The 26,307-nt window shown below is 59.1% G+C and carries 23 protein-coding genes and 1 riboswitch; of the genes, 12 read left to right on the forward strand and 11 right to left on the reverse strand.

Annotated elements, in window-relative coordinates; genetic code table 11:
• The first annotated feature begins 175 nt into the window (after positions 1-175).
• The 4 genes from fieF (at position 176) to QMM04_RS09045 (ending at position 4,268) form a co-directional block, all read left to right on the forward strand.
• A complete protein-coding gene (gene fieF, locus QMM04_RS09030) occupies positions 176-1,078 on the forward strand; it encodes a CDF family cation-efflux transporter FieF (RefSeq protein ID WP_058775485.1) in 903 nt (300 codons plus the stop codon).
• Positions 1,079-1,285: 207 nt separating this feature from the next.
• Positions 1,286-2,248 (forward strand): 6-phosphofructokinase, encoded by a 963-nt coding sequence (gene pfkA, locus QMM04_RS09035; protein WP_021507047.1) that lies wholly within the window; start codon positions 1,286-1,288, stop codon positions 2,246-2,248.
• A gap of 147 nt (positions 2,249-2,395) precedes the next feature.
• A complete protein-coding gene (locus QMM04_RS09040; RefSeq protein ID WP_021507046.1) occupies positions 2,396-3,385 on the forward strand; it encodes a sulfate ABC transporter substrate-binding protein in 990 nt (329 codons plus the stop codon).
• Between the two features lie 127 nt (positions 3,386-3,512).
• The gene (locus tag QMM04_RS09045) at positions 3,513-4,268 is read left to right on the forward strand and encodes a CDP-diacylglycerol diphosphatase (protein WP_125309592.1); all 756 of its coding nucleotides are present in this window, start codon (positions 3,513-3,515) and stop codon (positions 4,266-4,268) included.
• 67 nt (positions 4,269-4,335) lie between these two features.
• On the opposite strand, the gene tpiA is transcribed toward QMM04_RS09045, so the two are convergent.
• The 3 genes from tpiA to fpr form a co-directional block, all read right to left on the reverse strand.
• The gene (tpiA, locus tag QMM04_RS09050) at positions 4,336-5,103 is read right to left on the reverse strand and encodes a triose-phosphate isomerase (protein WP_125309590.1); all 768 of its coding nucleotides are present in this window, start codon (positions 5,101-5,103) and stop codon (positions 4,336-4,338) included.
• A 121-nt stretch (positions 5,104-5,224) separates the two neighbouring features.
• The gene (locus QMM04_RS09055; RefSeq protein ID WP_058775487.1) at positions 5,225-5,815 is read right to left on the reverse strand and encodes a YiiQ family protein; all 591 of its coding nucleotides are present in this window, start codon (positions 5,813-5,815) and stop codon (positions 5,225-5,227) included.
• Between the two features lie 105 nt (positions 5,816-5,920).
• Positions 5,921-6,667 (reverse strand): ferredoxin--NADP(+) reductase, encoded by a 747-nt coding sequence (gene fpr, locus QMM04_RS09060; RefSeq protein WP_021507043.1) that lies wholly within the window; start codon positions 6,665-6,667, stop codon positions 5,921-5,923.
• A gap of 291 nt (positions 6,668-6,958) precedes the next feature.
• Here fpr and emrD point away from each other — a divergent pair, with 291 nt between their 5' ends.
• Positions 6,959-8,152, forward strand: coding sequence for a multidrug efflux MFS transporter EmrD (emrD, locus tag QMM04_RS09065; protein ID WP_282996042.1), 1,194 nt, complete (start codon positions 6,959-6,961; stop codon positions 8,150-8,152).
• Here emrD and glpX read toward each other — a convergent pair.
• The 3 genes from glpX to QMM04_RS09080 form a co-directional block, all read right to left on the reverse strand.
• Complete coding sequence (glpX, locus tag QMM04_RS09070; RefSeq protein ID WP_282996038.1) at positions 8,142-9,152, reverse strand: class II fructose-bisphosphatase; 1,011 nt, start codon at positions 9,150-9,152, stop codon at positions 8,142-8,144. The two genes, emrD and glpX, sit on opposite strands and share 11 nt — an antisense overlap.
• A 95-nt stretch (positions 9,153-9,247) precedes the next feature.
• Positions 9,248-10,759, reverse strand: a complete 1,512-nt coding sequence (gene glpK / locus QMM04_RS09075; RefSeq protein ID WP_021507040.1) for a glycerol kinase GlpK — start codon at positions 10,757-10,759, stop codon at positions 9,248-9,250.
• 29 nt (positions 10,760-10,788) lie between these two features.
• A complete protein-coding gene (locus QMM04_RS09080) occupies positions 10,789-11,637 on the reverse strand; it encodes an MIP/aquaporin family protein (protein ID WP_021507039.1) in 849 nt (282 codons plus the stop codon).
• 421 nt (positions 11,638-12,058) lie between these two features.
• Here QMM04_RS09080 and zapB point away from each other — a divergent pair, with 421 nt between their 5' ends.
• Positions 12,059-12,298, forward strand: a complete 240-nt coding sequence (gene zapB / locus QMM04_RS09085) for a cell division protein ZapB (protein ID WP_034823745.1) — start codon at positions 12,059-12,061, stop codon at positions 12,296-12,298.
• 51 nt (positions 12,299-12,349) lie between these two features.
• Here zapB and rraA read toward each other — a convergent pair whose 3' ends face one another.
• The 5 genes from rraA to QMM04_RS09110 form a co-directional block, all read right to left on the reverse strand.
• Positions 12,350-12,835, reverse strand: coding sequence for a ribonuclease E activity regulator RraA (gene rraA / locus QMM04_RS09090; RefSeq protein WP_021507037.1), 486 nt, complete (start codon positions 12,833-12,835; stop codon positions 12,350-12,352).
• 165 nt (positions 12,836-13,000) lie between these two features.
• Positions 13,001-13,549 (reverse strand): mannitol operon repressor MtlR, encoded by a 549-nt coding sequence (gene mtlR, locus QMM04_RS09095; protein WP_193717991.1) that lies wholly within the window; start codon positions 13,547-13,549, stop codon positions 13,001-13,003.
• Between the two features lie 60 nt (positions 13,550-13,609).
• Positions 13,610-14,758 carry a mannitol-1-phosphate 5-dehydrogenase gene (mtlD, locus tag QMM04_RS09100; RefSeq protein WP_021507035.1) on the reverse strand — a complete coding sequence of 383 codons (1,149 nt, stop codon included), beginning with the start codon at positions 14,756-14,758 and terminating at the stop codon, positions 13,610-13,612.
• A gap of 93 nt (positions 14,759-14,851) precedes the next feature.
• Positions 14,852-16,786, reverse strand: coding sequence for a PTS mannitol transporter subunit IICBA (locus QMM04_RS09105; RefSeq protein ID WP_282996039.1), 1,935 nt, complete (start codon positions 16,784-16,786; stop codon positions 14,852-14,854).
• A 433-nt stretch (positions 16,787-17,219) separates the two neighbouring features.
• On the reverse strand, positions 17,220-17,936 hold the full coding sequence (locus tag QMM04_RS09110; RefSeq protein ID WP_010616539.1) for a DUF3053 domain-containing protein: 717 nt from the start codon (positions 17,934-17,936) through the stop codon (positions 17,220-17,222).
• A gap of 270 nt (positions 17,937-18,206) precedes the next feature.
• Positions 18,207-18,301: riboswitch (guanidine-I (ykkC/yxkD leader) on the forward strand.
• A 63-nt stretch (positions 18,302-18,364) separates the two neighbouring features.
• Between QMM04_RS09110 and QMM04_RS09115 the strand changes: the two genes are divergently transcribed.
• From QMM04_RS09115 to uca, 6 genes are all read left to right on the forward strand, one after another.
• Complete coding sequence (locus QMM04_RS09115) at positions 18,365-19,423, forward strand: putative urea ABC transporter substrate-binding protein (protein ID WP_058758070.1); 1,059 nt, start codon at positions 18,365-18,367, stop codon at positions 19,421-19,423.
• 14 nt (positions 19,424-19,437) lie between these two features.
• Positions 19,438-20,250, forward strand: coding sequence for an ABC transporter permease subunit (locus QMM04_RS09120; RefSeq protein ID WP_058771035.1), 813 nt, complete (start codon positions 19,438-19,440; stop codon positions 20,248-20,250).
• A gap of 10 nt (positions 20,251-20,260) precedes the next feature.
• Entirely contained in the window at positions 20,261-21,022 is a 762-nt protein-coding gene (locus QMM04_RS09125) for an ABC transporter ATP-binding protein (RefSeq protein ID WP_282996040.1), read from the forward strand.
• Between the two features lie 11 nt (positions 21,023-21,033).
• A complete protein-coding gene (locus QMM04_RS09130) occupies positions 21,034-21,741 on the forward strand; it encodes an urea amidolyase associated protein UAAP1 (RefSeq protein ID WP_104094240.1) in 708 nt (235 codons plus the stop codon).
• A complete protein-coding gene (locus QMM04_RS09135) occupies positions 21,741-22,376 on the forward strand; it encodes an urea amidolyase associated protein UAAP2 (protein WP_021507029.1) in 636 nt (211 codons plus the stop codon). Before QMM04_RS09130 ends, QMM04_RS09135 begins: the two co-directional genes overlap by 1 nt.
• Before the next feature lie 80 nt (positions 22,377-22,456).
• A complete protein-coding gene (uca, locus tag QMM04_RS09140; protein ID WP_282996041.1) occupies positions 22,457-26,056 on the forward strand; it encodes an urea carboxylase in 3,600 nt (1,199 codons plus the stop codon).
• The last annotated feature ends 251 nt before the right edge of the window (positions 26,057-26,307 follow it).

The following is a 26,307-nucleotide window of genomic DNA, read 5'->3' on the forward strand; positions in this document are numbered from 1 at the left end:
TTGCCATAGACACCATCCCTGTCTTCCCCGCCATGATGGCGGGGTTTTTTTTGCCCTGAATTCGCGGGCAAATTGCATCCGTTTCGCCATCCTGTCACGCAGTCTGCACGGGACGGTGATAAACTTGAGCCATTTTCCACTGCATGGCGTGCTGCAGCGCCTGACGAGGCAAGGCATGGAACCTTCCTACGCAAAACTGGTAAACCGCGCGGCGCTGGCGGCAACTACGCTGGCAACGCTGTTGCTGATCGTGAAAATTTTCGCCTGGTGGTACACCGGTTCGGTCAGCGTGCTGGCGGCGCTGGTGGATTCGCTGGTCGATATCGCCGCGTCACTGACCAATCTGCTGGTGGTGCGCTATTCATTGCAGCCTGCCGATGACGATCACACCTTTGGTCACGGTAAAGCGGAATCGCTGGCGGCACTGGCGCAAAGCATGTTTATCTCCGGATCGGCGCTGTTTTTGTTTCTTACCGGGCTGCAGCATCTGGCCACACCGGAAACGCTGCGCGCGCCGCTGGTGGGCGTAGTCGTGACGCTGATCGCCCTCAGCTCCACGCTGGTGCTGGTCGCTTTTCAGCGCTGGGTGGTGCGGCGTACCCGCAGCCAGGCGATTCGCGCGGACATGCTGCATTATCAGTCGGATGTGGTGATGAACGGTGCGATTCTGGTTGCGCTGGGCTTAAGCAGTTATGGTTTTAAGCGTGCGGATGCGCTGTTTGCGCTCGGCATCGGCGTATATATCCTCTATAACGCGCTGCGCATGGGCTATGAAGCGGTGCAGTCGCTGCTCGATCGTGCGCTGCCGGAGCAGGAAAAACAGGCGATTATCGCGCTGGTAAGCCACTGGCCCGGCGTACGCGGTGCCCATGCGTTACGTACGCGGCAGTCTGGCCCGACGCGGTTTATTCAGCTTCATCTGGAGATGGACGATCATCTCCCGCTGGTGCAGGCGCATCAGGTGGCGGATCAAATTGAGCAGGCATTACGGCAAAAATTTCCCGGCTCAGATGTGATTATTCATCAGGACCCCTGTTCTGTCGTGCCGCAAAATCAGCAGGGTTTTTTTCAGTTTTAGCCTTTATAAAACATAGCATTGCGTGAAAAAAATGACGTAACGCTAACAACTCTGTAAAAAATTAGCGAAAACTTGTCTGACCTGAATCAATTCAGCATCAAGCCTTTGATATACTATCTGCAACTATTAAGCCGCACGATCGTGAATGGGTTTACACCGGTCGGCAGGCAGGAATAATCCTTAGTTTTGAACAATCCAGAGGTTGTCATGATCAAAAAAATCGGAGTACTGACCAGCGGCGGTGACGCCCCAGGCATGAACGCAGCCATTCGCGGAGTTGTCCGTTCCGCGCTGAGTGAAGGCCTTGAAGTTTTTGGTATCTATGACGGCTATCTGGGTTTGTACGAAGACCGCATGATCAACCTCGACCGCTACAGCGTGTCGGACATGATTAACCGCGGCGGCACCTTCCTCGGCTCGGCGCGTTTCCCGGAGTTCCGCAACGAAGAAGTGCGTCAGGTCGCGATCGAAAACATGAAAAAGCGCGGCATTGATGCGCTGGTGGTGATTGGCGGTGACGGTTCTTACATGGGTGCCAAACGCCTGACCGAAATGGGCTTCCCGTGCATCGGCCTGCCGGGCACCATCGACAATGACGTCGCCGGTACCGATTACACCATCGGTTATTTCACCGCGCTGGAAACCGTAGTTGAAGCGATTGACCGTCTGCGCGACACCTCTTCTTCGCATCAGCGTATCTCCATCGTAGAAGTGATGGGCCGCTACTGCGGTGACCTGACCTTAGCGGCGGCCATCGCTGGTGGCTGTGAGTTCATCGTGCTGCCTGAAATCCCTTACACGCGCGAAGAGCTGGTGGCGGAAATCCAGGCGGGCATTGCGAAAGGTAAAAAACACGCCATCGTGGCGATCACCGAACACATCTGTGACATCGACGATCTGGCGCACTTTATTGAAGCGGAAACCAAGCGTGAAACCCGTGCCACCGTGCTCGGCCACATCCAGCGCGGCGGTGCGCCATGCGCTTACGACCGCATTCTGGCATCACGTATGGGCGCTTATTCAATTGAGCTGCTGCTGCAGGGCTACGGCGGTCGCTGCGTGGGTATTCAGAACGAGAAGATGGTGCATCATGACATCATCGACGCTATCGAAAACATGAAGCGTCCGTTCAAGCGCGACTGGCTGGATACCGCGAAAAAACTCTACTAATCAACGATAAATCGGGCGCGATTGCTTTCGCGCCCTTTTTTATGCCTTGCTATATTCTCCATAGTTATAACAGCTTATTTTTAATTCTTTAATCCATGGATTGCTTTGTGTCAGTCTTGTTCTATAACGACCTCGGGAGAGCAAGCAATGAACAAGTGGAGTATTGGTGTCACCCTGTTACTGGCTTCAACCAGTGTTCTGGCAAAGGATATTCAGCTGTTAAACGTCTCTTACGATCCAACCCGTGAGCTGTACGAGCAGTACAACAAAGCGTTTAGCGCACACTATAAGCAGGAAACCGGTGATAACGTGGTGATCCGCCAGTCGCACGGCGGTTCGGGTAAGCAGGCGACGTCCGTGATCAATGGCATCCGCGCAGATGTGGTGACGCTGGCGCTGCAGTCCGACGTGGATGCTATTGCTGACCGTGGTCGTATCGATAAAAACTGGATTAAGCGTCTGCCGGACAACTCGGCACCTTATACTTCCACCATCGTGTTCCTGGTGCGCAAAGGCAATCCTAAAGGCATTCATGACTGGCCGGATCTGATTAAGCCAGGCGTTTCCGTAATCACGCCAAACCCGAAAACTTCCGGCGGGGCACGCTGGAACTATCTGGCGGCCTGGGGCTGGGCGCTGGACCAGAACCACGGTGACCAGGCCAAAGCGCTGGCTTACGTCCGTGCGCTGTTCAAAAACGTTGAAGTCCAGGATTCCGGTGCACGTGGTGCGACCAATACCTTCGTTGAGCGCGGTATCGGTGATGTGCTGATTGCATGGGAAAACGAAGCCTATCTGGCCGTCGATAAGCTGGGCAAAGACAAGTTTGAAATCGTTACGCCGAGCGAATCAATCCTCGCCGAACCAACGGTCTCCGTGGTCGATAAAGTGGTGGATGAGCAGGGCACGCGTAAGGTGGCGGAAGAGTATCTGAAATATCTCTACTCACCGGAAGGCCAGACCATCGCGGCACAAAACTTCTATCGCCCGCGCGATCCTGAGGTGGCGAAGAAGTTTGCCAGCAGCTTCGCGCCGGTTAAGCTGTTCACCATCGATGACAAGTTTGGCGGCTGGAGCAAAGCGCAGAAAGCACACTTTGCCGACGGCGGCAGCTACGATCAGGTCATGAAACCGTAACCGCGTTTTCATCATGACGAAACGGTCAGCCCTGCGCTGGCCGTTTTGCTTTACGGCGCGGAAAAAGCCGTGACTTTCCGCTGGCGACAGGTGAGGATGCTGACAGCTCATCATTGAGGATCTGGCCATGCAGGCGCGCCGCCGTAGTGTTACGTTGCTGATTATCGCGTTCATCCTTCTGATTGCCGGGCTGATCGCCGGTGCGGTGCATTTGCATAAAAACGCCGACGCGCTGTGGCAGATTGTCAGCGAAAAGTGCGTACCGGACATGACGCAACGCGGTAATCCTGCCCCCTGTCAGCAGGTCAATCTGGCGCAGGGTTACGTCACGCTCAAAGATCTGAATGGCCCGCTGCAATATCTGCTGATGCCGATAGCGAAAATCACTGGCATGGAGAGCCCAATCCTCCTCGAACCCACCACGCCGAACCTGTTTGCTGCCGCCTGGCAGCAGCGCCGCCTGCTGGCGCAGAAGCGCGGTGCGCCTGTCGACGACCGCGTGCTGTCGCTGGCCATCAACGCGCAGTATGGTCGTACGCAGAATCAGCTGCATATTCATATCTCCTGCCTGCGACCGGATGTGCGCCAGCAGCTGGATACGCTGGCACCGAAGCTGAATGCGCAGTGGCAGACGGCAACGCTGCTGCGGCATACCTGGCTGATTCGCACGCTGAGCACCGCCGAACTGGCGCAGCAGAGCGTGTTTATCCGGCTGGCAGAAGAGGTGCCGGATGCGCGCGGTGAGATGGGCAAATACGGGCTGGCGCTGGCCCGGTTGCCGGATGGACGTCTGGCCCTGATGGCGCTGGAGCGCAACTGGCTGAAGCTGAATCGCGGTTCGGCGGAAGAACTGCAGGATCACCAGTGCCGTTTGCTGGAGTAAGTCGCGTCGCGACCGATCAGGCAATAAAAAAGGCGGCTCATCAGCCGCCTTTCTCTGCGTGAGAAACTTACGCGTTTTTCGCTGCTGCAGCGGCTTTGACGATCACCGCGAAAGCGTCGGCTTTCAGAGATGCACCGCCCACCAGCGCGCCATCGATGTCTGGCTGGGTGAACAGTTCTGCGGCGTTTTTGTCGTTAACCGAACCGCCGTACTGAATAATTACCTGCTCAGCGATTGCGGCATCTTTCTTCGCGATGTGGTCACGAATGAATTTGTGTACTGCCTGCGCCTGCGCTGGGGTGGCTGATTTGCCGGTACCGATGGCCCAGACTGGCTCATAGGCGATAACCACGCCTTCAAAGGCGGCAGCGCCCTGGGTTTCCAGCACGGCGTCGATCTGACGTGCGCACACTTCTTCAGTTTTGCCAGCTTCGTTCTCGGCTTCGGTCTCACCGATGCACAGCACCGGTACCAGGCCTGCGGCCTTCAGCACGGCGAATTTCTTCGCGATGAACTCGTCGCTCTCTTTATGGTAGGTGCGGCGCTCAGAGTGGCCGATGATGATGTATTTCGCGCCGATGTCTTTCAGCATCTCGGCAGAGGTTTCACCGGTGAAAGCGCCAGACAGGTTCACGTCAACGTTCTGCGCACCCAGCGCAATGTGGCTGCCGGAAATGGCGTGTTTGGCCTGATCCAGATAGATCGCCGGCGGAGCAATCGCCACACCGCAGCCTTCCACACCCGACAGCTCTTTGCGCAGGCCTTCAATCAGCTCGCCCGCCATGTGCTTGCTGCCATTCAGTTTCCAGTTACCCATAACCAGTGGATGTCGCATTCTTTCCTCCGCATAACGCGATTCATGAAATAGCGCTGCCATCGGGGCAGCGATGTCTGCCAGACAGTATAGAGATCAAATGGGGCGCTGGCTTTGCTTTTCGTCATTTTTGCCGGGGAGATCAGGGGCTAGCGAGCGCCAGTTTGATGGGCTCAACAGCGAAGGTCAGCCCCTTGTCGCCGTTGTCTGCAACCACAAAGCGCAGCGCACCTTCGGTGCGGGAAAAATAGCGTGCGCCCTTGCCGGCGCTGAGCAGGCCGTCGAGCTTCTTGTGTCCCTCATCCGCTGACAAACCGGGCACAAAAAAGCGCAGTAGCGCAGTCATGTAATCCATGGCGCGTGTCTGTGCCGCTTTCATATCCGGGCCCGGCACCGGCAGCCAGGTAATCTGCAGCGTTTTAATCTTGCCGGTGCCCTGTTCCAGCGCGGTAGAGGCATACAGCGTTTCGCTGATTTTGCTGGCGGCACGAGTCAGGTGGCTCTTGTCATCGCGGTTGTCGATGGCGCGATACTCCTGCAGCGGCAGGTCAGGATTGGCGGCGTTGTACTTTTCGCGGAACTGCGCGATGGTCATATCAAAGGTGGGCGCACCCGCCAGCAGATACGGCGCCGCAGGCAGGTGATCGTTGCGATCCTGCGCGGGCGCGTCCTCCGCCCAGGCGGGAAATGTCAGTGCGACGCTGAGCAGCAGCGCGACTGGCAGATTCTTCATTGCTTCGGCCCTAAATCATTCACTTAGCCCACGATTAGAACGGTTTTTACCGCTGAAAGTCAAAACCCGCGCCGGGAAAAATCTGACATTTTGCTGCCGGCACGATTACCAGTAATGCTCGCTGGTCATGTGACCGGGTTTACGTTTGAAATGCTTACGCATATCGCGGGTCTCTTTCAGCAATTGCTGGGTATCGCGCACCATCTGCGGGTTACCGCACAGCATCACGTGGCTGGTGTCGGCGAGCATCGGCAGGCCCACGGCGTTTTCCAGTTCTCCGCTCTCGATCAGCTGCGGTACGCGACCATGCAGTGAACCGGGCATCTGCTCGCGGCTGACCACCGTCTGAATGTGCAGCTTGCCCTGATAACGCTGCTGCAGTTGCTGCATCAGCGGCAGAAAACTCAGGTCGGCCGCATAGCGCGCAGCGTGAACCAGCACAATGTTGTCGAAGCGCTCCAGCCCTTCGCCCTGTTGCAAAATCGACAGATACGGGCCGATCGCCGTGCCGGTCGCCAGCATCCACAGCGTCTGGCAGTCGGGGATCTCATCCAGCACAAAGAAACCGGCCGCCTCTTTGGTCACCATCACCTGATCGCCAGGCTGCAGCGCCTGCAAACGCGGGCTGAGCTTCCCTTCCGGCACCGTTACCAGATAGAACTCCAGCAGCGGATCCTGCGGCGCATTAACGTAGGAGTAGGCGCGCTGCACGCGCTCGCCGTCGACTTCCAGCGCCAGCTTGGCAAACTGGCCGGCGGTAAAAGGGTCGATGGGCGCCGTGACGCGCAGGCTGAACAGTGCATCGGTCCAGTTTTTCACTTCTTTTACTTCTGCATTGACCCACTCTGCCATGTTCGCTCCTGATGATTGATAATTGGTCTCTTTCTATCTTCGTCAGCCCGGCACCAGATTTCCAGCCGCGTAGCCGGTAAAGGGCTCTCTGCGACAAATCGTCCGCACACATCAGCAACTGTAGCGGCCACGTTACAGCCTGGTACAGAAGCTTGACGGTGCCTGAGCTATCGCTTTACGCCCGCCTCTCGCTTTGTGCGCAATTCCTGATATTTTTGCCGCCATAACTCTCCGGCAGCCCTGTTTAGTGCTGTCATTACTTTGTTTCTCAGGCAGACATTTTGTTTCATGATGATGAGTAATACGCAAAACCGCTTCCTGCTGTTCATGCTGATCGTGCTGGTGGCGGTCGGGCAGATGGCGCAGACCATCTATGTGCCCGCGATGGCGAATATGGCAGAGGCGCTTAACGTACGCAGCGGCGCTATGCAGCAGGTGATGGCGGCCTATCTGATGACCTACGGCGGATCGCAGCTGATCTACGGGCCGCTATCGGACAGCATTGGCCGGCGTCCGGTGATCCTCGCGGGCATGGCGATCTTTGCGGCGGGCGCGCTGATCGCCCTGTTTGCGCCGTCGCTGAGTGTGCTGGTACTGGGCAGTGCGGTGCAGGGACTGGGTACCGGCGTGGCTGGCGTCATGGCGCGCACCATGCCGCGCGATCTTTACTCCGGCATTGCGCTGCGGCAGGCCAACAGCCTGCTTAACATGGGCATTCTGGTCAGCCCGCTGCTGGCGCCGGTAATCGGCGCGCTGCTGACCCATCTGTTTGGCTGGCACGCCTGCTTTGCTTTCCTGCTGCTGCTGTGTGTTGGCGTAACGGCCGCGATGGCCCGCTGGCTACCGGAGACCCGTCCGGTGGATGCGCCCGCGACACCGTTTCTGCGCCGCTACATCACGCTGCTCAGCGACGGCAACTTTGTGCGTTATCTGCTACTGCTGATCGGCGCGCTGGCGGGCATCGCGGTATTTGAGGCCAGCTGTGGCGTACTGATGGCGGGCGTGCTGGGGCTGGACGGGCTGACGGTGAGTATTTTGTTCATCCTGCCGATTCCGGCGGCGTTTTTTGGTGCCTGGTTTGCCGGCCGCGAGCAGAAATCCTGGCATACGCTGATGTGGTATGGCGTGAACAGCTGCCTGCTGGCGGGACTGCTGATGTGGCTGCCGGCGTGGTTTGGCGTGATGAATATCTGGACGCTGCTGGTACCGGCCGCGCTGTTTTTCTTCGGCGCAGGCATGCTGTTTCCGCTGGCAACTTCTGGCGCGATGGAGCCCTACGCGTGGCTGGCCGGCAGCGCCGGTGCGCTGATTGGGGGGCTGCAGAATCTGGGTTCCGGCGTGGTGGCGTGGCTCTCAGCGCTGCTGCCGCAGCACGATCAGTCGAGCCTCGGTATGCTGATGTTTGTGACGTCGCTGGTGATGCTGCTGTGCTGGTGGCCGCTCTCGCGTCATCCGGAGAGCGGCAAACAGACGGTTACAGGATAAAAGGGTGCAGCGCCGCGTCTTTGCGGTCCAGATAGTGGATCGACTGAATGCGGCGAATGGTGCGCGATTTACCGCGCACCAGCAGCGTTTCGCTGGTGGCGATATTGCCCTGGCGCGTGATGCCCTTTAGCAGATCGCCCGTGGTGATGCCGGTCGCCGCGAAAATCACGTTATCGTTACGCGCCATCTGTTGCAGCGTCAGCACTTCCCCGGCGTTGATGCCCATTTCGGCACAGCGCGCCAGCTCCTGCTCACCCAGACGGCGGTTTTCGGCCGAATCCCCTTTGACCTGATGACGAGCCAGCAGGCGCGCCTGCATGTCGCCATCCATGGCGCGGATCACCGCCGCTGACACCACGCCTTCCGGCGCACCGCCGATGCCATACAGCACGTCCACTTCGCTGTCCGGCATGCAGGTGAGAATCGAGGCCGCCACGTCGCCGTCCGGAAAAGCAAACACGCGCACGCCCAGCTGCTGTAGCTGCGCGATGACCGCATCGTGACGCGGTTTGGCGAGAATCGACACCGTCAGCTGGCTGAGCGGTTTATTGAGCGCCTGCGCAATCGCCTGCAGATTGGTGGCGAGCGGCAGGTTGAGATTGATAGCGCCGCGCGCGCCCGGACCGACAATCAGCTTTTCCATATACATATCAGGTGCGTGCAGGAAGCTGCCTTTATCGCCCACCGCCAGCACCGCCAGCGCGTTGGCCTGGCCCATCGCAGTCATACGCGTGCCTTCGATAGGATCAACTGCAATGTCCACCGCATCGCCGTGGCCGGTACCGACTTTTTCACCAATGTAGAGCATCGGTGCTTCGTCGATTTCGCCCTCGCCAATTACGATCTGGCCGTCGATATTGATGGTGTTGAGCATAATGCGCATAGCGTTGACGGCGGCGCCGTCAGCGGCATTCTTGTCGCCGCGTCCTAACCAGTGATAGCCCGCTAACGCAGCGGCTTCGGTCACACGGGAAAATTCAATCGCGAGTTCTCGTTTCATGGTCTGCACCTGACAAAAAACAGGCGGGCAGTGTAGCACAGCGGGGCAGGGGGACGGGAAAAACCCGCGGCAGGGCGCCGCGGGTCAGCACAGTGTTACTCTTCTTCTTCCCACGCCTGGGCGCGTGCCACGGCTTTTTTCCAGCCGGCATAGCGCACGTTGCGTTCGGTGGTTTCGATGCTTGGACGGAATTCGCGTTCCACCACGGCTTTAGCACGAACTTCTTCCAGATCGTTCCAGAAGCCGACCGCCAGACCGGCGAGGTAAGCCGCACCCAGCGCAGTCACTTCGCGCACTTCCGGACGCTCCACGCGCGTGCCGAGAATATCGGACTGGAACTGCATCAGGAAGTTGTTGGCCACCGCACCGCCATCCACGCGCAGCGACTGCAGGCGGGTATCGGCATCGTTCTGCATCGCTTCCAGCACATCACGCGTCTGGTAAGCAATGGACTCCAGCGTGGCGCGAATGATGTGGTTGGCGTTGGCACCACGGGTCAGACCGAAGATTGCGCCGCGCGCATACGGGTCCCAGTACGGTGCGCCGAGACCGGTAAAGGCCGGCACCATGTACACGCCGTTGGTGTCTTTGACTTTCATCGCGAAGTATTCGGAGTCGCCCGCATCGCTGATCAGCTTCATCTCATCGCGCAGCCACTGAATTGACGCACCACCGATGAACACGGCACCTTCCAGCGCGTAGTTCACCTCGCCGCGTGGACCGCAGGCGATGGTGGTCAGCAGACCGTGAGTTGAGGTAACCGCTTCGGTACCGGTGTTCATCAGCATAAAGCAGCCGGTGCCGTAGGTGTTTTTCGCCATACCAGGCTGCACACATAGCTGGCCATACAGCGCAGCCTGCTGGTCACCGGCGATACCGGCGATAGGAATACGCGTGCCGCCCTTACCACCAATGTTGGTCTGGCCGTAAATTTCGGATGATCCTTTCACTTCCGGCAGCATTTCGCGCGGAATATCCAGAATCTCCAGCATGCGCGCATCCCACTCCAGCTTGTGGATGTTGTACATCATGGTACGCGATGCGTTGGTGTGATCGGTGATGTGCACGCGGCCCTGGGTCATTTTCCACACCAGCCAGGTGTCGACGGTGCCGAACAGCAGTTCGCCGCGTTTTGCCCGCTCGCGTGCGCCTTCCACGTGGTCAAGAATCCACTTCACCTTGGTGCCGGAGAAGTACGGGTTAATCACCAGGCCGGTTGTGTGCTGGATGTACTCTTCCAGACCCTCTTTCTTCAGCTTGTTACAGTAGTCGGCGGTACGCGGATCCTGCCAGACGATGGCGTTGTAAATCGGTTTGCCGGTCTCTTTGTCCCAGACAATCGCGGTTTCACGCTGGTTGGTGATACCGATGGCGGCGATCTGGTCAGAACGGATATCAGCGTGTGCCAGCACTTCCACCAGCGTGGAGCTCTGTGAGGCCCAGATGTCCATCGGATCGTGTTCAACCCAGCCGGCTTTCGGGTAGATCTGGGTGAATTCGCGCTGTGAGACGGCGACGATGTTGGCGTCATGATCGAGCACCACGGCACGTGAGCTGGTTGTGCCCTGATCGAGCGCGACAATATATTTTTTATCAGTCGTAGTCATTATGGTTTCCTGATGATTAACGATGAAACTTACGCTTTACGCTGCTCAGCGCGCGCGACCGGTTTTTCTGTTTTACTGGTTTCTGCAAGGTTGCCCGGCAGGTGACGGCCAATCAGCGCACGGTAACCGAAGGCACCGAGGCAGGCTCCGACCAGCGGGCCAAAAATTGGCACCAGGAAGTAAGGAATATCTTTACCACCGGTGAACGCCACGTTACCCCAGCCCGCGAAGAAGGCGAACAGCTTCGGACCGAAGTCACGCGCCGGGTTCAGGGCGAAGCCGGTCAGCGGACCCATGGAACCGCCAATCACCGCCACCAGCAGACCAATCAGCAGCGGCGCCAGCGGGCCACGCGGTACGCCGTTGCCGTCGTCGGTCAGCGCCATGATCACCGCCATCAGCACGGCAGTAATCACCATTTCTACCAGGAACGCCTGCGCCACGGTGATGTGCGGGTTCGGATAGGTGGAGAAGATACCGGCCAGATCGAGGCTTTGCACGCTGCCGCGTACCATCTGGTGGCTGGCTTCGTAATCAAAGAACAGATTGTAGTAAAGACCGTAGACCAGCGCCGCCGCACAGAACGCGCCAGCGATTTGCGACACAATATAAGGTAAAACTTTGCGGCCTTCGAAGTTGGCGAACAGGCACAGGGCAACCGTGACTGCCGGATTGAGGTGAGCGCCGGATACGCCTGCGCTCAGATAAACCGCCATGGAGACAGCAAGACCCCAGATGATACAAATTTCCCACTGGCCGAATGCGGCACCGGCCAGCTTCAGCGCCGCCACACAGCCGGCACCAAAAAAGATGATCAAACCGGTACCGAGAAACTCGGCGATGCACTGACCTTTTAGTGTGTTCGTTGTCTGACTCATAATGGTATTCCTGAAGCGAGGTTAAATTTTATCAGTTTTTGTTCTCAATCCATGAGTCACCCAGCTCTTATGTAGGGCTGATGTGAATTTATCGTTAACGAGCATAAACGAGAAATAGCGAAATCGAAATATGTGTACTGCGTCATAAAAATGCGCGTTTTCGCGTCTTTTGCTTTTCTTTATGACCCATTAACCCTGCTGTCACTGGGTGCAATACCGTGACCGCGCGCAAAAATGCGCGAACGTGAGCGTTTTTTTAAGCATTAACTGAAAAGTGTTACAGACTAGCGTTGCAGGCCCTGTGCCGCTGGACTTGCAAGGTCTCGCTACATACAATCGGGACATCGTGGCTGGACGCACCATAACAAGGCAGTCCCAGCACCATCAACGCCTTGCAAGAGATTTAGGAGAGGTCAGAAAGATGTCATTTGAAGTGTTCGAAAAACTGGAAGCGAAAGTACAGCAGGCGATTGATACCATCACTCTGCTGCAGATGGAAATTGAAGAGCTGAAAGATCAGAACAATACGCTGCGCAACGAAGCCAGCCAGGCTTCTGGCAACCAGGATGCACTGGTACGTGAAAACCAGCATCTGAAAGAAGAGCAGCATGTATGGCAGGAGCGCCTGCGTGCACTGCTGGGAAAAATGGAAGAAGTTTAAGCCTCAGCGCTTAAACCAACGGGTGCCGCGGCACCCGTTTTTGTTTGTCGCTTACTCGATGTCGAGTGCGTCTTCAGACAGGATCATGCCGGTGTTGTCGGCGTAGAGATGATCGCCGGAGAAGAAGGTGACGCCGCCGAAGTTAACCCGCACGTCGCTCTCGCCGATGCCTTCGCCTGCGGCGCCAGCCGGAATGGCCGCAATCGCCTGAATGCCGATCTCCAGCTCTTCCAGTTCATCGACCTGGCGAACCGAGCCGTACACCACGATGCCTTCCCACTCGTTTTGCGCCGCCAGTCTTGCTAACTGAGCGTCAACCAGCGCGCGCCGCACTGAGCCGCCGCCATCGACCAGCAGCACGCGACCGCGACCGTTCTCTTCGAGCAGGTCATACAGCAGGCCGTTGTCTTCGAAACATTTCACTGTGGTAATTTGACCACCGAATGAGGTGCGCCCACCAAAGTTCGAAAAAAGCGGTTCAACAACGTTCACTTCTTCATGGTAGATGTCGCAGAGTTCAGATGTATCGTATTTCATAGGGATGTCGTCTGTTTGCCACAGGAGCGGTAAGTATATCGCTATCTGACGATTGTTGGCAAAATCATCAACCGCCAAAAAAAGCGCTGCATCAATATCCTGCGTAATATTTTGTCTGCGGCGGAGAGAACAGCGGCGCGTGGCAATAGCGCCGCAGGGGAAGCGTTACACGGCGGGCTTCTTGAAGGCCTGTTTGTGCGAGATACGGGAAATCAGCTCGGTCAGCGACAGCACCATGGTGGATCGCACCATCTGCAGGTAGCGCTGCTGCTGCATGGCGCGCAGCGCGGCGTCGTCGCGGGTGAAATCGGGTTGCGGCGGCCAGGCCAGCACGCAGTGCAGTTCGCCGAACGGGCCGAGTATTTCATCGTCGGTAAAGCGGTAGTCGCTGGTGTCGTGATTCAGCTCCTCACGCAGCGCCAGCAGCAGCTCGCAGTCTTCGTATTCGTGGCGATTGATCACCCCCAGGCCGTAGATGAGCTTCAGGCGTACCGACAGCTCGCCCAGCGGGCCGTCGCCCAGCAGCAGCGGTTCCACCGCATATTTCACCGCGTAGTCGTCTTTGCGAAAGACCTGCAGCACCAGCAGATTGACTGCTTCCGCCAACAGTTCGACAGCGGCGATCAGGAAGCTTCTCACCGAACGACCGGCGTTCAGCCGCTCAAGCACCCGGTTTTCAAAAGCCTGCTTCTCTTCCATTATTGCCTGCATCATTCAGCTACCGTCGACGGGCACGCGGCTGCCGTGCCCGAATTGACCACTAAAGGGCGCGCATTATGCCATAGCGTGGTAAGCGCTCACCACTGAGCTCACCACTTCGCTATTGGCATCGAGGCCAGAAATCTCCGCCAGCGCCGCCTGTGGGCCTTTCTGCGCGATCAGTGACGCCAGCTCCTGCGCCTGCGGATCGGCTTCGCTGCGATAGTGCATCGCGGCAGCAATACCCTGCACCAGGCTGGCGTGCGGCAGCTGATACTCCAGCGTGCCCAGCGTCGGCTTGATCAGGCGATCGCCGGCGCTCAGCTTGCGCAGCGGCTGACGGCCGACGCGCTCGACGTCATCTTTCAGGTACGGGTTTTCGAAACGCGTGAGGATTTTCTGGATATATGCGGCATGTTTCTCCGCATCGAAACCATAACGCTTGATCAGCACCGCGCCGCTCTCCTGCATCGCGCCCTGCACCACGGCACGCACTTTCTGGTCGAGAATGGCTTCGCGAATGGTGGCGTGACCGGCCAGCTGGCCAAGATAAGCGGTAATGGCGTGGCCGGTGTTGAGGGTAAACAGCTTGCGCTCGACGAACGCCATCAGGTTATCGGTCAGCTCCATGCCAGGAATGTCCGGCAGCGCGCCTTTAAACTGGGTTTTGTCGACGATCCACTCGCTGAAGGTTTCTACGGTAACTTCCAGCGGATCGGTGCTGCCGGCTTCAGATGGCGGCACGATGCGGTCAACTGCCGAATCAACAAAGCCAACATGTTCTTCAACCCACGCATGATACTGCTGCGGCAGCGCCTTCAGTACGTGCTGCTTCAGCTGGCTGGTGCCGCGCACCATGTTTTCACAGGCGATGATATTCAGCGGACGGACATTACCGTTGTCACTGCGTTTGGCCAGACCCTGCGCCACGCTGCCCGCGATGCGCTCAAGGATCTGCGGACCAACCGCCGTGGTAACGATATCAACCTCAGCGATCAGCGTGACGATGTCGTCGCTGGTGCTGTTCACCGCGCTGACGCCGGTAACGATTTCAACCTGCGCCTGCTCGCCCACCACGTGAACCGGATACTCATGACGGGCGTTAAGGGCATCAAGCACCACCTGATTCACATCAGCAAACACCAGTTCGATACCGGCATCCGCCAGCAGCTTACCGATAAATCCACGGCCGATGTTACCTGCTCCAAAATGTAACGCTTTCATAAATTTGACCCATATCAAATGACGAAGGGGCGGGCATGTCCGCCCCGGAAAGTGGGGACGGGCTTGCCCGCCCCAGGGAAGTTAAACAGCGAATTACGCGTTGGCAGTGCTGCCAGACAGCAGATCCAGCACGTCCTGCACGCTGGTGGTGTTCGCCAGCTTCTCGATTACGCTGTCGTCGTCGAGCGCATTGGTCAGGCTGGTGATCACCTGAATGTGTTCGTTATTGCGTGCGGCAATACCAATCACCAGTCGCGCGACTTCGTCCGGCTCATCGCCAAACTGCACGCCGGCCGGATACTGGCAGAATACCACGCCGGTTTTCAGCACGCGGTCTTTGGCTTCGACGGTGCCGTGCGGCACAGCGATGGATTCACCGAGGTAGGTTGGCGTCAGCTGCTCGCGCGCCAGCATCGCTTCAACGTATTCCGGCTGCACGTAGCCACCTTTCACCAGCTGCTCGCCGGCGAAGCGAATCGCCTGCTCTTTATTGCTGGCGCTCAGGCCGAGGAACACGTTGTCAGCGCCCAGTTTGAACAGGTGCGCGCTGCCGTCGTCATAGCTGTCTGCCAGCGCGGTCTGTACCGTTTCACGGTGGGCTTCGCTGCGGTTCGCCGCCACCAGACGCTCAGTCAGGTTGGTGTACAGCGCGCTGTCGAGGAAGTTGTTCAGCGAGATGTGCTGCGCCTGTGGCGCCTGACGCATCGCACGTTCGGTCAGATCGCGGTGAGTAATCACCAGATCAACATCGCCCGGCAGCGAGTTAATCGCGCTGTTGGTCACAGAGATATTGCTCAGGCCCGCATCCTGTACCTTCTTGCGCAGCACGCCTGCGCCCATCGCGCTGGAGCCCATACCGGCATCACAGGCGACGATGATTTTGCGCACGTGGCTGACGTCAACGCTGCTGGCATCGGCAACCACCGGTGAACCGGCAACGGCCTGGCCTTTTGACTGCGCTTTCATGTCTTTCATGCGCTGGGTCGCCGCTTCGATGTCGTCTTCTTCTTTTACTTTGCTGGTTTTCAGCAGAATCGAGGAGACCACGAAGGAGACGGCGAAAGCCGCAACGATAGCCGCGATGTTAGCGAAGTAAGCGCCTTTTGGCGTCATCGCCAGCACGGCCAGAATCGAACCTGGTGAGGCCGGTGATACCAGACCGCCGTTCAGCAGCGTCAGGGTGAACACGCCGGTCATACCGCCGAGGATTACTGCCAGCAGCAGGCGCGGCGCCATCAGCACGTACGGGAAGTAGATTTCGTGGATACCGCCAAGGAAGTGGATGATCGCTGCACCGCCCGCCGACTGCTTGGCGCTACCGCGGCCGAAGATCATATAAGCGACCAGCACGCCCATACCCGGACCCGGGTTCGCTTCAATCAGGAAGAAGATCGATTTGCCCGCTTCGCTGGCCTGCTGGATACCCAGCGGCGAGAAGATACCGTGGTTGATGGCGTTATTGAGGAACAGGATTTTCGCCGGTTCAACAAAGATAGAGGTCAGTGGCAGCAGGTTGTTCTGCACCATCAGGTTTACGCCCGCCGCAAGGATGTGTGACAGACCTTCAACCAATGGACCGATGCCGATGAACGCCAGCAGCGCCAGCAGCATACCGATGATACCGGCTGAGAAGTTGTTAACCAGCATCTCGAAGCCGCTTTTGATCTTACCATCAACCATACGGTCAAAGGTTTTGATCGCCCAGCCGCCCAGTGGACCGGCAATCATCGCGCCGAGGAACATCGGCATATCTGCACCGACAATCACGCCCATGGTGGTGATTGCACCGACCACGCCGCCGCGATCGCCGCCCACCAGACGTCCACCGGTGAAACCGATCAACAGCGGCAGCAAGTAAGTAATCATTGGGCCGACGAGTTTCGCCAGCGTTGCGTTTGGAATCCATCCGGTTGGGATGAACAGTGCTGTGATGATACCCCAGGCGATAAACGCACCGATGTTTGGCATCACCATGTTACTCAGAAAGCGACCAAAGCTCTGGACCTTGACCTTCGCTGATGAGGACATAAACCCACCCCTTATTGAGACGCGCTGCAATAAGAGAGCGCGTTTGTTTTTGTTAAGACGTTACGGCGGGGGCCGTGGCATTACTGTATGCACGCGGACTCTAGCACTAGTTGATTACACTGCGTAGCGTCAGGAAAAAGTGTGATGTATATCACGCTAAGTTGGGGTGGGCAGGGGGATTAAAGGTGACTTTGATCACAAAAATACCCTGTAAGAAAGCAACGCCGGCGAAAAAATGCGCGCAACAGCGGTGGAAATGTGACAAAAATCACCTTTCACCTGGGCCGGTTTGTTTCACAAATGTGATTGAGATCACAAATTATTTTTGGTTGAAAATGCGCCAGATCACACTCTGTGCTGACAGAAAAAGCCGATGTAAGGAAGTGACGAAAATCTGAAAAAGCGGGCAGTGGAGAACTGCCCGCTGAGCGGCTTACTGTAAACCACCCTGTACGGCATTTTGTGCCTGGGTCAGCGCCTGCGTATTGCTGGCGAGATTACTCATCAGCGTGTTGTATTGCGTGGCCTGCTCCTGCGTCGGGAACTGAACGCCGCCGTCATTGAAGCTGACGCGCGCGCCCTGCGACTGCAGATAATCGCCGGCCTGAACTGCCGACTGGCTCAGCGCCTGCAGCTGCGGCAGCAGCGGGATCAGCGTGCTGGCTGGCTGCGTCACCACTTTGGCGTACACGCTGTCGTACACTTTCTTCAGGTCGTCCGGCTGCTTCAGCGTGGCTTTGCTGCTGTCGGCCTGCATTTTGGCGCTCTGAATCTGCTGCGTCAGCACGCTCAGATTGCCGCTCGCCTGGCGCAGGCTGTCGCGGCGCGTCAGATAATCCTGCGGCACGCGGATGGCCGCCAGCTCATCAACCACCGGGCGCATGCCCTGATCCACCGCCTGATTCACCTGCTGCGAGAAGCCATACAGGATGGCGTAATCACTGGCGTAATTACCGAAGGTTTGCTTCTGGTTTTCGCTCAGGCTGGGCAGATGTTCACCGCTGCGCATCACGGTGTTTTGCAGAAAATCAGTAAAGGCTTTGCGCTGATCGCCCTCTTTATCGCCGCAGGCGGTAAGCTGCAGCACAAGTAGCACGCCGGTCAGCAGCATGCCGCTACGCATCCAGATGCGGGAAATTCCTGACGCCATAATTCAACTCCTGTTGTGACGATGGCTAAATTCGATTCGCTGGGAAAGGTCCTAAAGAATAGTGCAATGGCCCCGGCTGTACAACGGCTGGTCTGCAGTGCTTCACGCTGGTGCGTGCCTGCTGCACAACTGTGCAGCGCAGCCTGCCTGCGAGCGCAGCGATGTGCAATAACATATGTAATTCAGGCTGATAGCAACCTGGCATTGATATTGCCTGCTTTCTGGCAGATGCAGGAGCGATCGCGGGCAACCGACGTCGCCACACAATTTGCAATGGGTCACTAGGGTTCCGATCGCGAGATGCTGGTCCGAGAGTGACCGACCGTCCTCTGACGGTTACACGGCGGGAAAAAAGCCCGGGAGGAAAGCGAGAACGTTGCTCGCCGCCTCCTGCCTGATTTTCGTCCGTTAACGCCAGAGGAATCATCATGATTAAAGCCTGTCTGCGCCTGCTGCTGATTTGCAGCGTCGCCCTGTTCAGCGTTCCGTCGCTGGCCGCCGCTAAACCTTCCTTTAAGCTTTGCTGGTCCATCTACGCTGGCTGGATGCCGTGGGATTACGCCCAGCAAAGCGGCATCGTGAAAAAGTGGGCCGATAAGTACGGCATCGATATTCAGTTTGTGCAGGTTAACGACTATATCGAGTCGGTTAATCAGTACACCGCAGGTGGCTTTGACGGCTGCACCATGACCAATATGGATGCGCTGACCATTCCGGCGACCGGCGGCGTCGACAGCACCGCGCTGATTGTCGGCGACTACTCCAACGGTAACGACGGCATTCTGCTTAAAGGCGCGGACAGCGTCAGCGCGCTGAAAGGCAAACCCATCAACCTCGTCGAACTGTCGGTCTCACACTATCTGCTGGCGCGCGCGCTGGAGAAATCCGGCATGAGCGAGAAAGACGTCAGGGTGGTTAACACCGCCGATGCCGATCTGGTGGCGGCGTTTGGCACTGCTGACGTTAATGCCATCGTCACGTGGAATCCGCTGCTGGCGGAAGCAGAGAAGCAGCCGGACAGCCATCTGGTGTTCTCCTCGGCGCAGATCCCGGGCGAAATCCTCGACCTGCTGGTGGTCAACACCGCCACGCTTAACAAATATCCTCAGCTCGGCAAAGCGCTGACCGGCGCCTGGTACGAGACGCTGCACAGCATGGCCGGACAGAGCGACAGTGCCAAAGCGGCGCGCACGCAGATGGCGCAGGCATCCGGGACCGATCTGGCCGGTTTTGATCAGCAGCTTGCCGCGACACACCTGTTCAGCGATGCCAAAACCACGCTGGATTTTGTCGACAGCCCGCAGCTGAAAGCCACGATGCAACTGGTGGCCGAATTCTCCTTTAAACACGGCCTGCTGGGCGAAGGCGCGCCGGGGGCCGATGCGGTAGGGGTCGCTACACCGGCCGGTAACTGGGGCGATGCCGGCAACATCAAACTGCGCTTTACCGACACCTTCACCAAACTGGCCGCTGCCGGTCAGCTGTAAGCGAGGCGCTGCCGATGCGTAAATTGATTAACTACCAACCGCTGCCGCTCGGCCGCCTGCTGCTTGGCATTCTGCCGCTGCTGGCGGTGCTGCTGGTCTATCTGTTCGCGTCGGATGCGCGCCTCAGCCTGAACGCGGCAGACAAACTGCTGCCGGGATTCAACGCCATGGGCGAGGCCATCAGCCGGATGGCGTTTCAGCCCAGCCCGCGCACCGGCGAATATCTGCTGTGGAGCGATACCGCCGCCAGCCTGCTGCGTTTGCTGAGTGGCGTCGCTATCAGCGCGCTGCTGGCGCTGGCAATCGGCCTGTTCACCGGCGCGCTGCCGGTGGTGCGCGCGGTGCTGGCACCGCTGGTAACGCTGTTTGCGCTGGTGCCGCCGCTGGCGATTCTGCCCATTCTGTTTATCTGCTTTGGCCTTGGCGAAGTCTCCAAAGTGGTGCTGATCGTTATCGGCATCACGCCGCTGATCGCCCGCGATCTGCAACTGCAGGTGCAGAAAATCCCGCAGGAGCAGCTGGTTAAAGCGCAGACGCTGGGTGCGCATAGCGCACAGATTCTGTGGCGGGTGATTCTGCCGCAGCTGATGCCGCGCCTGTGCGATGCGGTGCGGCTGTCGCTCTGTTCGGCGTGGCTGTTCCTGATTGCTGCCGAAGCGATTGCGGCCACGGAAGGCCTCGGTTATCGCATCTTCCTGATGCGCCGCTATCTGGCCATGGATGTGATTCTGCCGTACGTGGCGTGGATCACCCTGCTGGCCTTTGCCCTCGACCTGCTGCTGCGGCTCGTCAGCCGACGCTGCTGGCCGTGGTATCACGCCAAATAAGGAGCGCGCGATGCCCTTACTGCAACTGAAAAATCTGGAAAAACACTACGGCGATCAGGTGGTGCTGGAGCGGCTGAATATAGAGGTCGAGCGCGGCGAGTTCGTGGCGATTGTCGGCGCCTCCGGCTGCGGCAAAACCACGTTTCTGAATATGCTGCTCGGCACCGAAGCGCCGACCAAAGGCGAGCTGCTGCTGGATGGCGCACCGATTCCCGACGAGCCGGACGCCCATCGCGGCGTGGTGTTTCAGCGCTACTCGGTGTTTCCGCATCTGACGGTGCTCGGCAACGTAATGCTGGCCGACGAGTTCAGCAGCGCACGCTGGCTGGGACGCGTCTGGGGACGCAAACGTCAGGCGATTCGCCAGCGCGCGCAGGCAATGCTGGCGCAGGTCGGACTGGAACAGGCGCAGAGCAAATATCCGCATCAGCTGTCGGGCGGCATGCAGCAACGTCTGGCCCTGGCGCAGGCGCTGATGAAACAGCCGCGCATTCTGCTGCTGGATGAACCTTTTGGCGCGCTCGATCCCGGTATTCGCAGCGAGATGCATCAACTGATCACCCAGCTGTGGCAGCAGCATCAGCTGACCATTTTCATGATCACCCACGATCTGAAAGAGGGCTTCAGCCTCGCGTCACGCCTGCTGGTGTTCGACAAACTGCGCCACGATCCGCACGCGCCGCAAGCCTGGGGCGCCACTATCACTTACGACCTGCCGCTGGATCGCACTCAGCCCGCCGCTGAAGTGCTGTCCGCAACGCAGGTGGCTTAAAGGAGAGCACGATGCAGCCATACCAAACCCTGCTGCCCGCCGGGGCGCACTGGTCTTTTGTCATGCGCAGCGGCAGCGCGCTGACGCTGACCGATGTGGAGGGCGGCGCCAGCGCCAGCCTGCTGTTTTATAACCCGGAAAACCTGCTGGAGCGCTACAACGCGCCGGATACGCTCAAGTGCCAGCACACTTTCCGGCTCACTGCCGGCCACTGTCTCTACTCGGACATGGGGCGCATTTTCTGCGGCATTGAACACGACAGTTTCGGCTGGCACGAGAGCGTGTGCGGCACGCTGAACGCGGCACAGACTGCCGCGCGCTATGGAGTCAGCGACTATCAGCAGGCGCGCAACCTGCGCCATCAAAACGGCTACGACAGCTTCCTCGTCGAGCTGGCGAAGTATGGCCTTGGCCAGCGCGACATGGCGGCCTGCCTCAATCTGTTTGCGCAGGTGCGCGCCGATGACAGCGGGCGCTTAACGCTGGAGCGGCAGGGCGAAGCCGGCGCGCAGGTTCGGCTGCGTTTCGCCATGGACACGCTGGTGCTGCTGCACACCTGTCCGCACCCGCTCAGCCCGGCGAGCGATTATCCGCGCCAGCCGCTGCAGCTGACGCTGGATGCGCAGCGCGCGCCGCTGCCGGAAATCTGTCTGCAGCGCGCGGAAAACCAGCGCGGCCTGCGCAATAACGCCCTCTATCAACTGCAGGGAGAAGTGTGATGATTAAAGAGAGTGAACGAAACCCGGCGCAGGCGCGTCTGCAGCAGCAGATCGACGCCGGTGATTACTGGCTGCAGCGCATTGCCGCCGGAGAAACGCTGCGCATTACCGATCTGGAAGGCAATCAGGCGGCGGATACGCTGTTTTTCAACGCCGATGATACCGCCGAGCGCTACAGCATGAGCGAGACGCTGCGCGGCCAGCACAACGTGTTTCTTACGGCCGGCAGCGTGCTGCGTTCTAATCTTGATCGGCCGATGCTGACCATCACCGCCGATACCTGTGGCCGTCACGATACGCTCGGCGGCGCCTGCTCGTGCGAGAGCAATACGGTGCGTTATGACCTCGAAAAGCGCCACATGCACTCCTGCCGTGACAGCTGGATGCTGGCGGTCGCCGCGCATCCGGAGTCTGGCCTGACGCGCCGCGATATCACGCACAACATTAACTTCTTTATGAATGTGCCGGTGACCCACGACGGCGGCCTGACGTTTGCCGATGGCATCTCCGCGCCGGGTAAGTATGTTGAGATGGTGGCGCAGATGAACATTCTGGTGCTGATCTCCAACTGTCCGCAGCTCAACAATCCCTGTAACGGTTACAACCCGACGCCGATTGCCGTCAGCGTGTGGTGATTCTCTGACGCAACGGGACGACCCGTTTTACGCCGTCACAGCTGGTGCAGGACGACCTGCCGCAATAAGAGTATTCAGTCATGATTGATCGCGTATTGATTGCCAACCGTGGCGCGATTGCCGTGCGCATCATCCGTACCCTGCAGGCCATGAATATCCGGGCGATTGCCGTCTATGCCGAAGCCGACCGCCATGCGCGCCACGTGCGGCTAGCCGATGAAGCCTGGTCGCTGGGCGAGGGGCAGGTGCGCGACACCTATCTCAACCAGGACAAACTGCTGGCGATTGCCGCGCAGAGCGGCGCGCAGGCGCTGCATCCGGGCTATGGCTTTCTCAGTGAAAAACCGGAGTTCGTCACGCGCTGCGAAGCAGCGGGCCTGCATTTTCTCGGGCCGGATGCGGCGCAGATGCGGGCGTTTGGCCTGAAACATCGCGCGCGCGAACTGGCTGAGCAGAACGCGTTGCCACTGCTGCCAGGCAGCGGCCTGCTGACCTCCCTGCAGCAGGCACAGGCCGCCGCGCAACAGATTGGCTTTCCGGTGATGCTGAAAAGCACCGCCGGCGGTGGCGGCATTGGGATGCAGCGCTGCAACAGCGCGGACGAGCTGAAAGAGGCGTTTACTCGCGTAAAACGTCTGGCAGGTAACAACTTTGCCGACGATGGCGTCTTCTTAGAGAAATTTATCGCCCGGGCGCGGCATATCGAAGTACAGATTTTTGGCGATGGCCAGGGCGACGTGATTGCGCTGGGCGAACGCGACTGCTCGGCGCAGCGCCGTAATCAGAAGGTGCTGGAGGAGACACCCGCGCCGCGGCTCAGCGATGCGGTGCGCGCGCAGTTGCAGGCCACCGCCGTACGGCTGGCTCGCGCGGTTAACTATCGCAGCGCTGGCACGGTGGAGTATGTTTACGATGAGGTCAGCCAGCAGTTCTGGTTCCTCGAGGTGAATACCCGCCTGCAGGTTGAGCATGGCGTCACTGAACTGGTATACGGCGTGGATCTGGTGCGCTGGATGGTCGAACTGGCGCAGCAGCGCCTGCCGCCGCTGGCGACGCTGCAACCGGTGGCGCAGGGCCATGCCATTCAGGTGCGGCTGTACGCTGAGGATCCGGCGAAGCAGTTTCAGCCGAGCGCCGGACTGCTCAGCCACGTGCAGTTCCCGACGGCGCTCGATCACGCCACGCTGCGCATCGATAGCAGCGTAGAGAGCGGCATGGAAGTTTCACCGTTTTACGATCCGATGCTGGCGAAGATCCTCGTGCATGCGGCCGATCGCCAGCGCGCGCTCGACGGCATGATCGCGGCGCTGGCGCAGAGTGAGCTGTATGGCATCGAGACCAACCTGCGCTGGCTGCGTCAGCTCTGTACGCTGCCGGACGTGCAGCAGGGACGCATCATTACCGCCACGCTCGGCAGCGTGGCGTGGCAGCCGCCGACGCTGGATATCCTCAGCGGCGGTACCCTCACCACGGTGCAGGATGCGCCGGGCCGCGTCGGCTACTGGCACGTCGGCGTACCGCCTTCCGGGCCGTTCGACAGCCGCGCCTTTCAGCTGGGCAATCGCCTGCTGGGTAACGAGGCCCAGGCGGCCGGGCTGGAAATCACGTTGCGCGGCCCGACGCTGCGCTTTAATCAGGCATGCAGCTTTGTGCTGAGCGGCGCGCCGCTGGCGGCCACCCTCGACAGCCAGCCGCTGGCGATGCATCAGGTGCTGCATGCGCAGGCCGGGCAAACCCTGACGCTGGGCGACGTGCGCGACGGCTGCCGCAGCTATCTGCTGCTGGCGGGCGGGCTGGATACGCCGCGCTATCTGGGCAGCCGCAGTACCTTTACGCTGGGTAAGTTTGGCGGTCACGCCGGGCGGGCGCTGCGCGCCGGCGACGTGCTGCAGCTGGCCGCGCCGCGTCAGGCTGCGGCGGCGCGCCTGCCCGAGACGCTGCTGCCGCCGCTTAACGGTGAATGGCAGCTGCGCGTTGTTTATGGTCCGCACGGCGCACCCGCCTTCTTTACCGATGACGATATAAGCGAATTTTTCGCTGCCGAGTGGCAGGTGCACTACAACTCCAGCCGCACCGGGATTCGGCTGATCGGCCCGAAACCTGACTGGGCGCGCAGCGACGGCGGTGAGGCGGGCATGCATCCGTCCAATATTCACGACAACGCCTATGCCTTTGGCACGGTGGATTTTACCGGTGATATGCCGGTGATCCTTGGTCCGGACGGCCCTTCGCTGGGCGGCTTTGTCTGCCCGGCGACGGTGATCGACGCCGATCTGTGGAAGCTGGGCCAGCTGAAAGCCGGCGATCGGTTGCGCTTTGTGCCGATCGCTCTGGCTGATGCCGATCGTCTGGCGCAGGCGCAGCGTCGCGAGATCGCGCATCTGCAACCGGAAGCGGTGCGCGTGGCGCCAGCACTGCCGCTGATCGATCCGATCTTGCACCAGCATGCAGCAACCGCCGGGCGGCCTGCACTGTGCGTGCGCGCCGCGGGTGACCGTTTTCTGCTGGTGGAGTATGGCGCGCTGACGCTGGACATTGCGCTGCGTTTCCGCGTTCACGCCCTCATGCAGTGGCTGGAGGCGCATCCGCTGGCGGGTCAGCTGGAGCTGACGCCCGGCATCCGCTCGTTACAGGTGCATTATGATGCGCAGCAGTGCGCAAGAAGTGAGCTGTTGGCGCAAATTTTGCACGCTGATAATCTGCTGGGCGACCTCGCCGACGCGGCTGTGCCATCGCGCACCGTGTGGCTGCCGCTCAGCTGGGATGATGCCGCCTGCCGCGAAGCCGTAACACGCTATAGCCAGTCGGTGCGTCCGAATGCGCCCTGGTGCCCGAGCAACATTGAGTTTATCCGGCGTATTAACGGGCTCGATAGCGTGGAGGCGGTGAAACAGATTGTGTTCAGCGCCTCGTATCTGGTGATGGGGCTGGGCGATGTCTATCTCGGCGCGCCGGTGGCAACGCCACTCGATCCGCGTCACCGGTTGGTGACCACCAAATACAATCCGGCGCGCACCTGGACGGCGGAAAACTCGGTGGGCATCGGCGGCGCGTATCTGTGTGTTTATGGCATGGAAGGGCCGGGCGGCTATCAGTTCGTCGGACGTACGCTGCAGATGTGGAATCGCGATCGCCGCACCAGCGCCTTTACCCAGCCGTGGCTGCTGCGTTTCTTCGACCAAATCCGTTTTTATCCGGTCAGTGCCGACGAACTGCTGCAAATCCGCGAACGTTTCCCGTGGGGCGATTATCCGCTGCGCGTGGAAGCCGGGGAATTTCGCCTCGCCGACTATCAGGCGCTGCTGACTGCCCAGGCGACGGAGATCGACGCGTTCCAGCAGCAGCGTCAGCAGGCGTTTGACGCCGAACTGGCACGCTGGCGCGCCGATGGCCAGTTCACTTTCGACAGTCAGCTGCAGGCGCAGAGCAGCGAGGAAGTGGTGGTGCCGGCGGGCTGCCACAGCGTCGAGAGCCAGGTGGCGGGCAGCGTGTGGCAATGGCTGGTGGCGGAAGGCAGTGATGTGACCGCGGGTGCCACGGTAGGCATTCTCGAATCCATGAAGATGGAAATCCCGATCGTGGCGCCGGTCAGTGGCAAAATCCACAGCCTGCAACGCCAGGCCGGGCAGCAAGTGCAGGCGGGTCAGTTACTTATGGTGATCGATCCGTTTGCAGTATAAGAAAGAAGAAAAAATAATCAGGAAACAGGCAGCAAAACCGGGGATCTGACCCATACTTAGAGACCCGGTTCAATGTTGCATTGCCCTGACATCTTTTCGCAGTGTGCAACAGGCTGTGTCCCGTAACGGTTTCATTAAAACACTATTTTCGCCCTGATAAGGGAAAACTGTTTCGGGATACAGCCTGATAAGGCCGGTTTCAGCGCCTGGTGGCGCTTACCTCTCTACTTTCACGTGCTTCATAGTGAGTT

Source organism: Pantoea sp. Pa-EAmG, assembly GCF_030024295.1.
GTDB classification, from domain to species: Bacteria; Pseudomonadota; Gammaproteobacteria; order Enterobacterales; family Enterobacteriaceae; genus Pantoea; species Pantoea dispersa.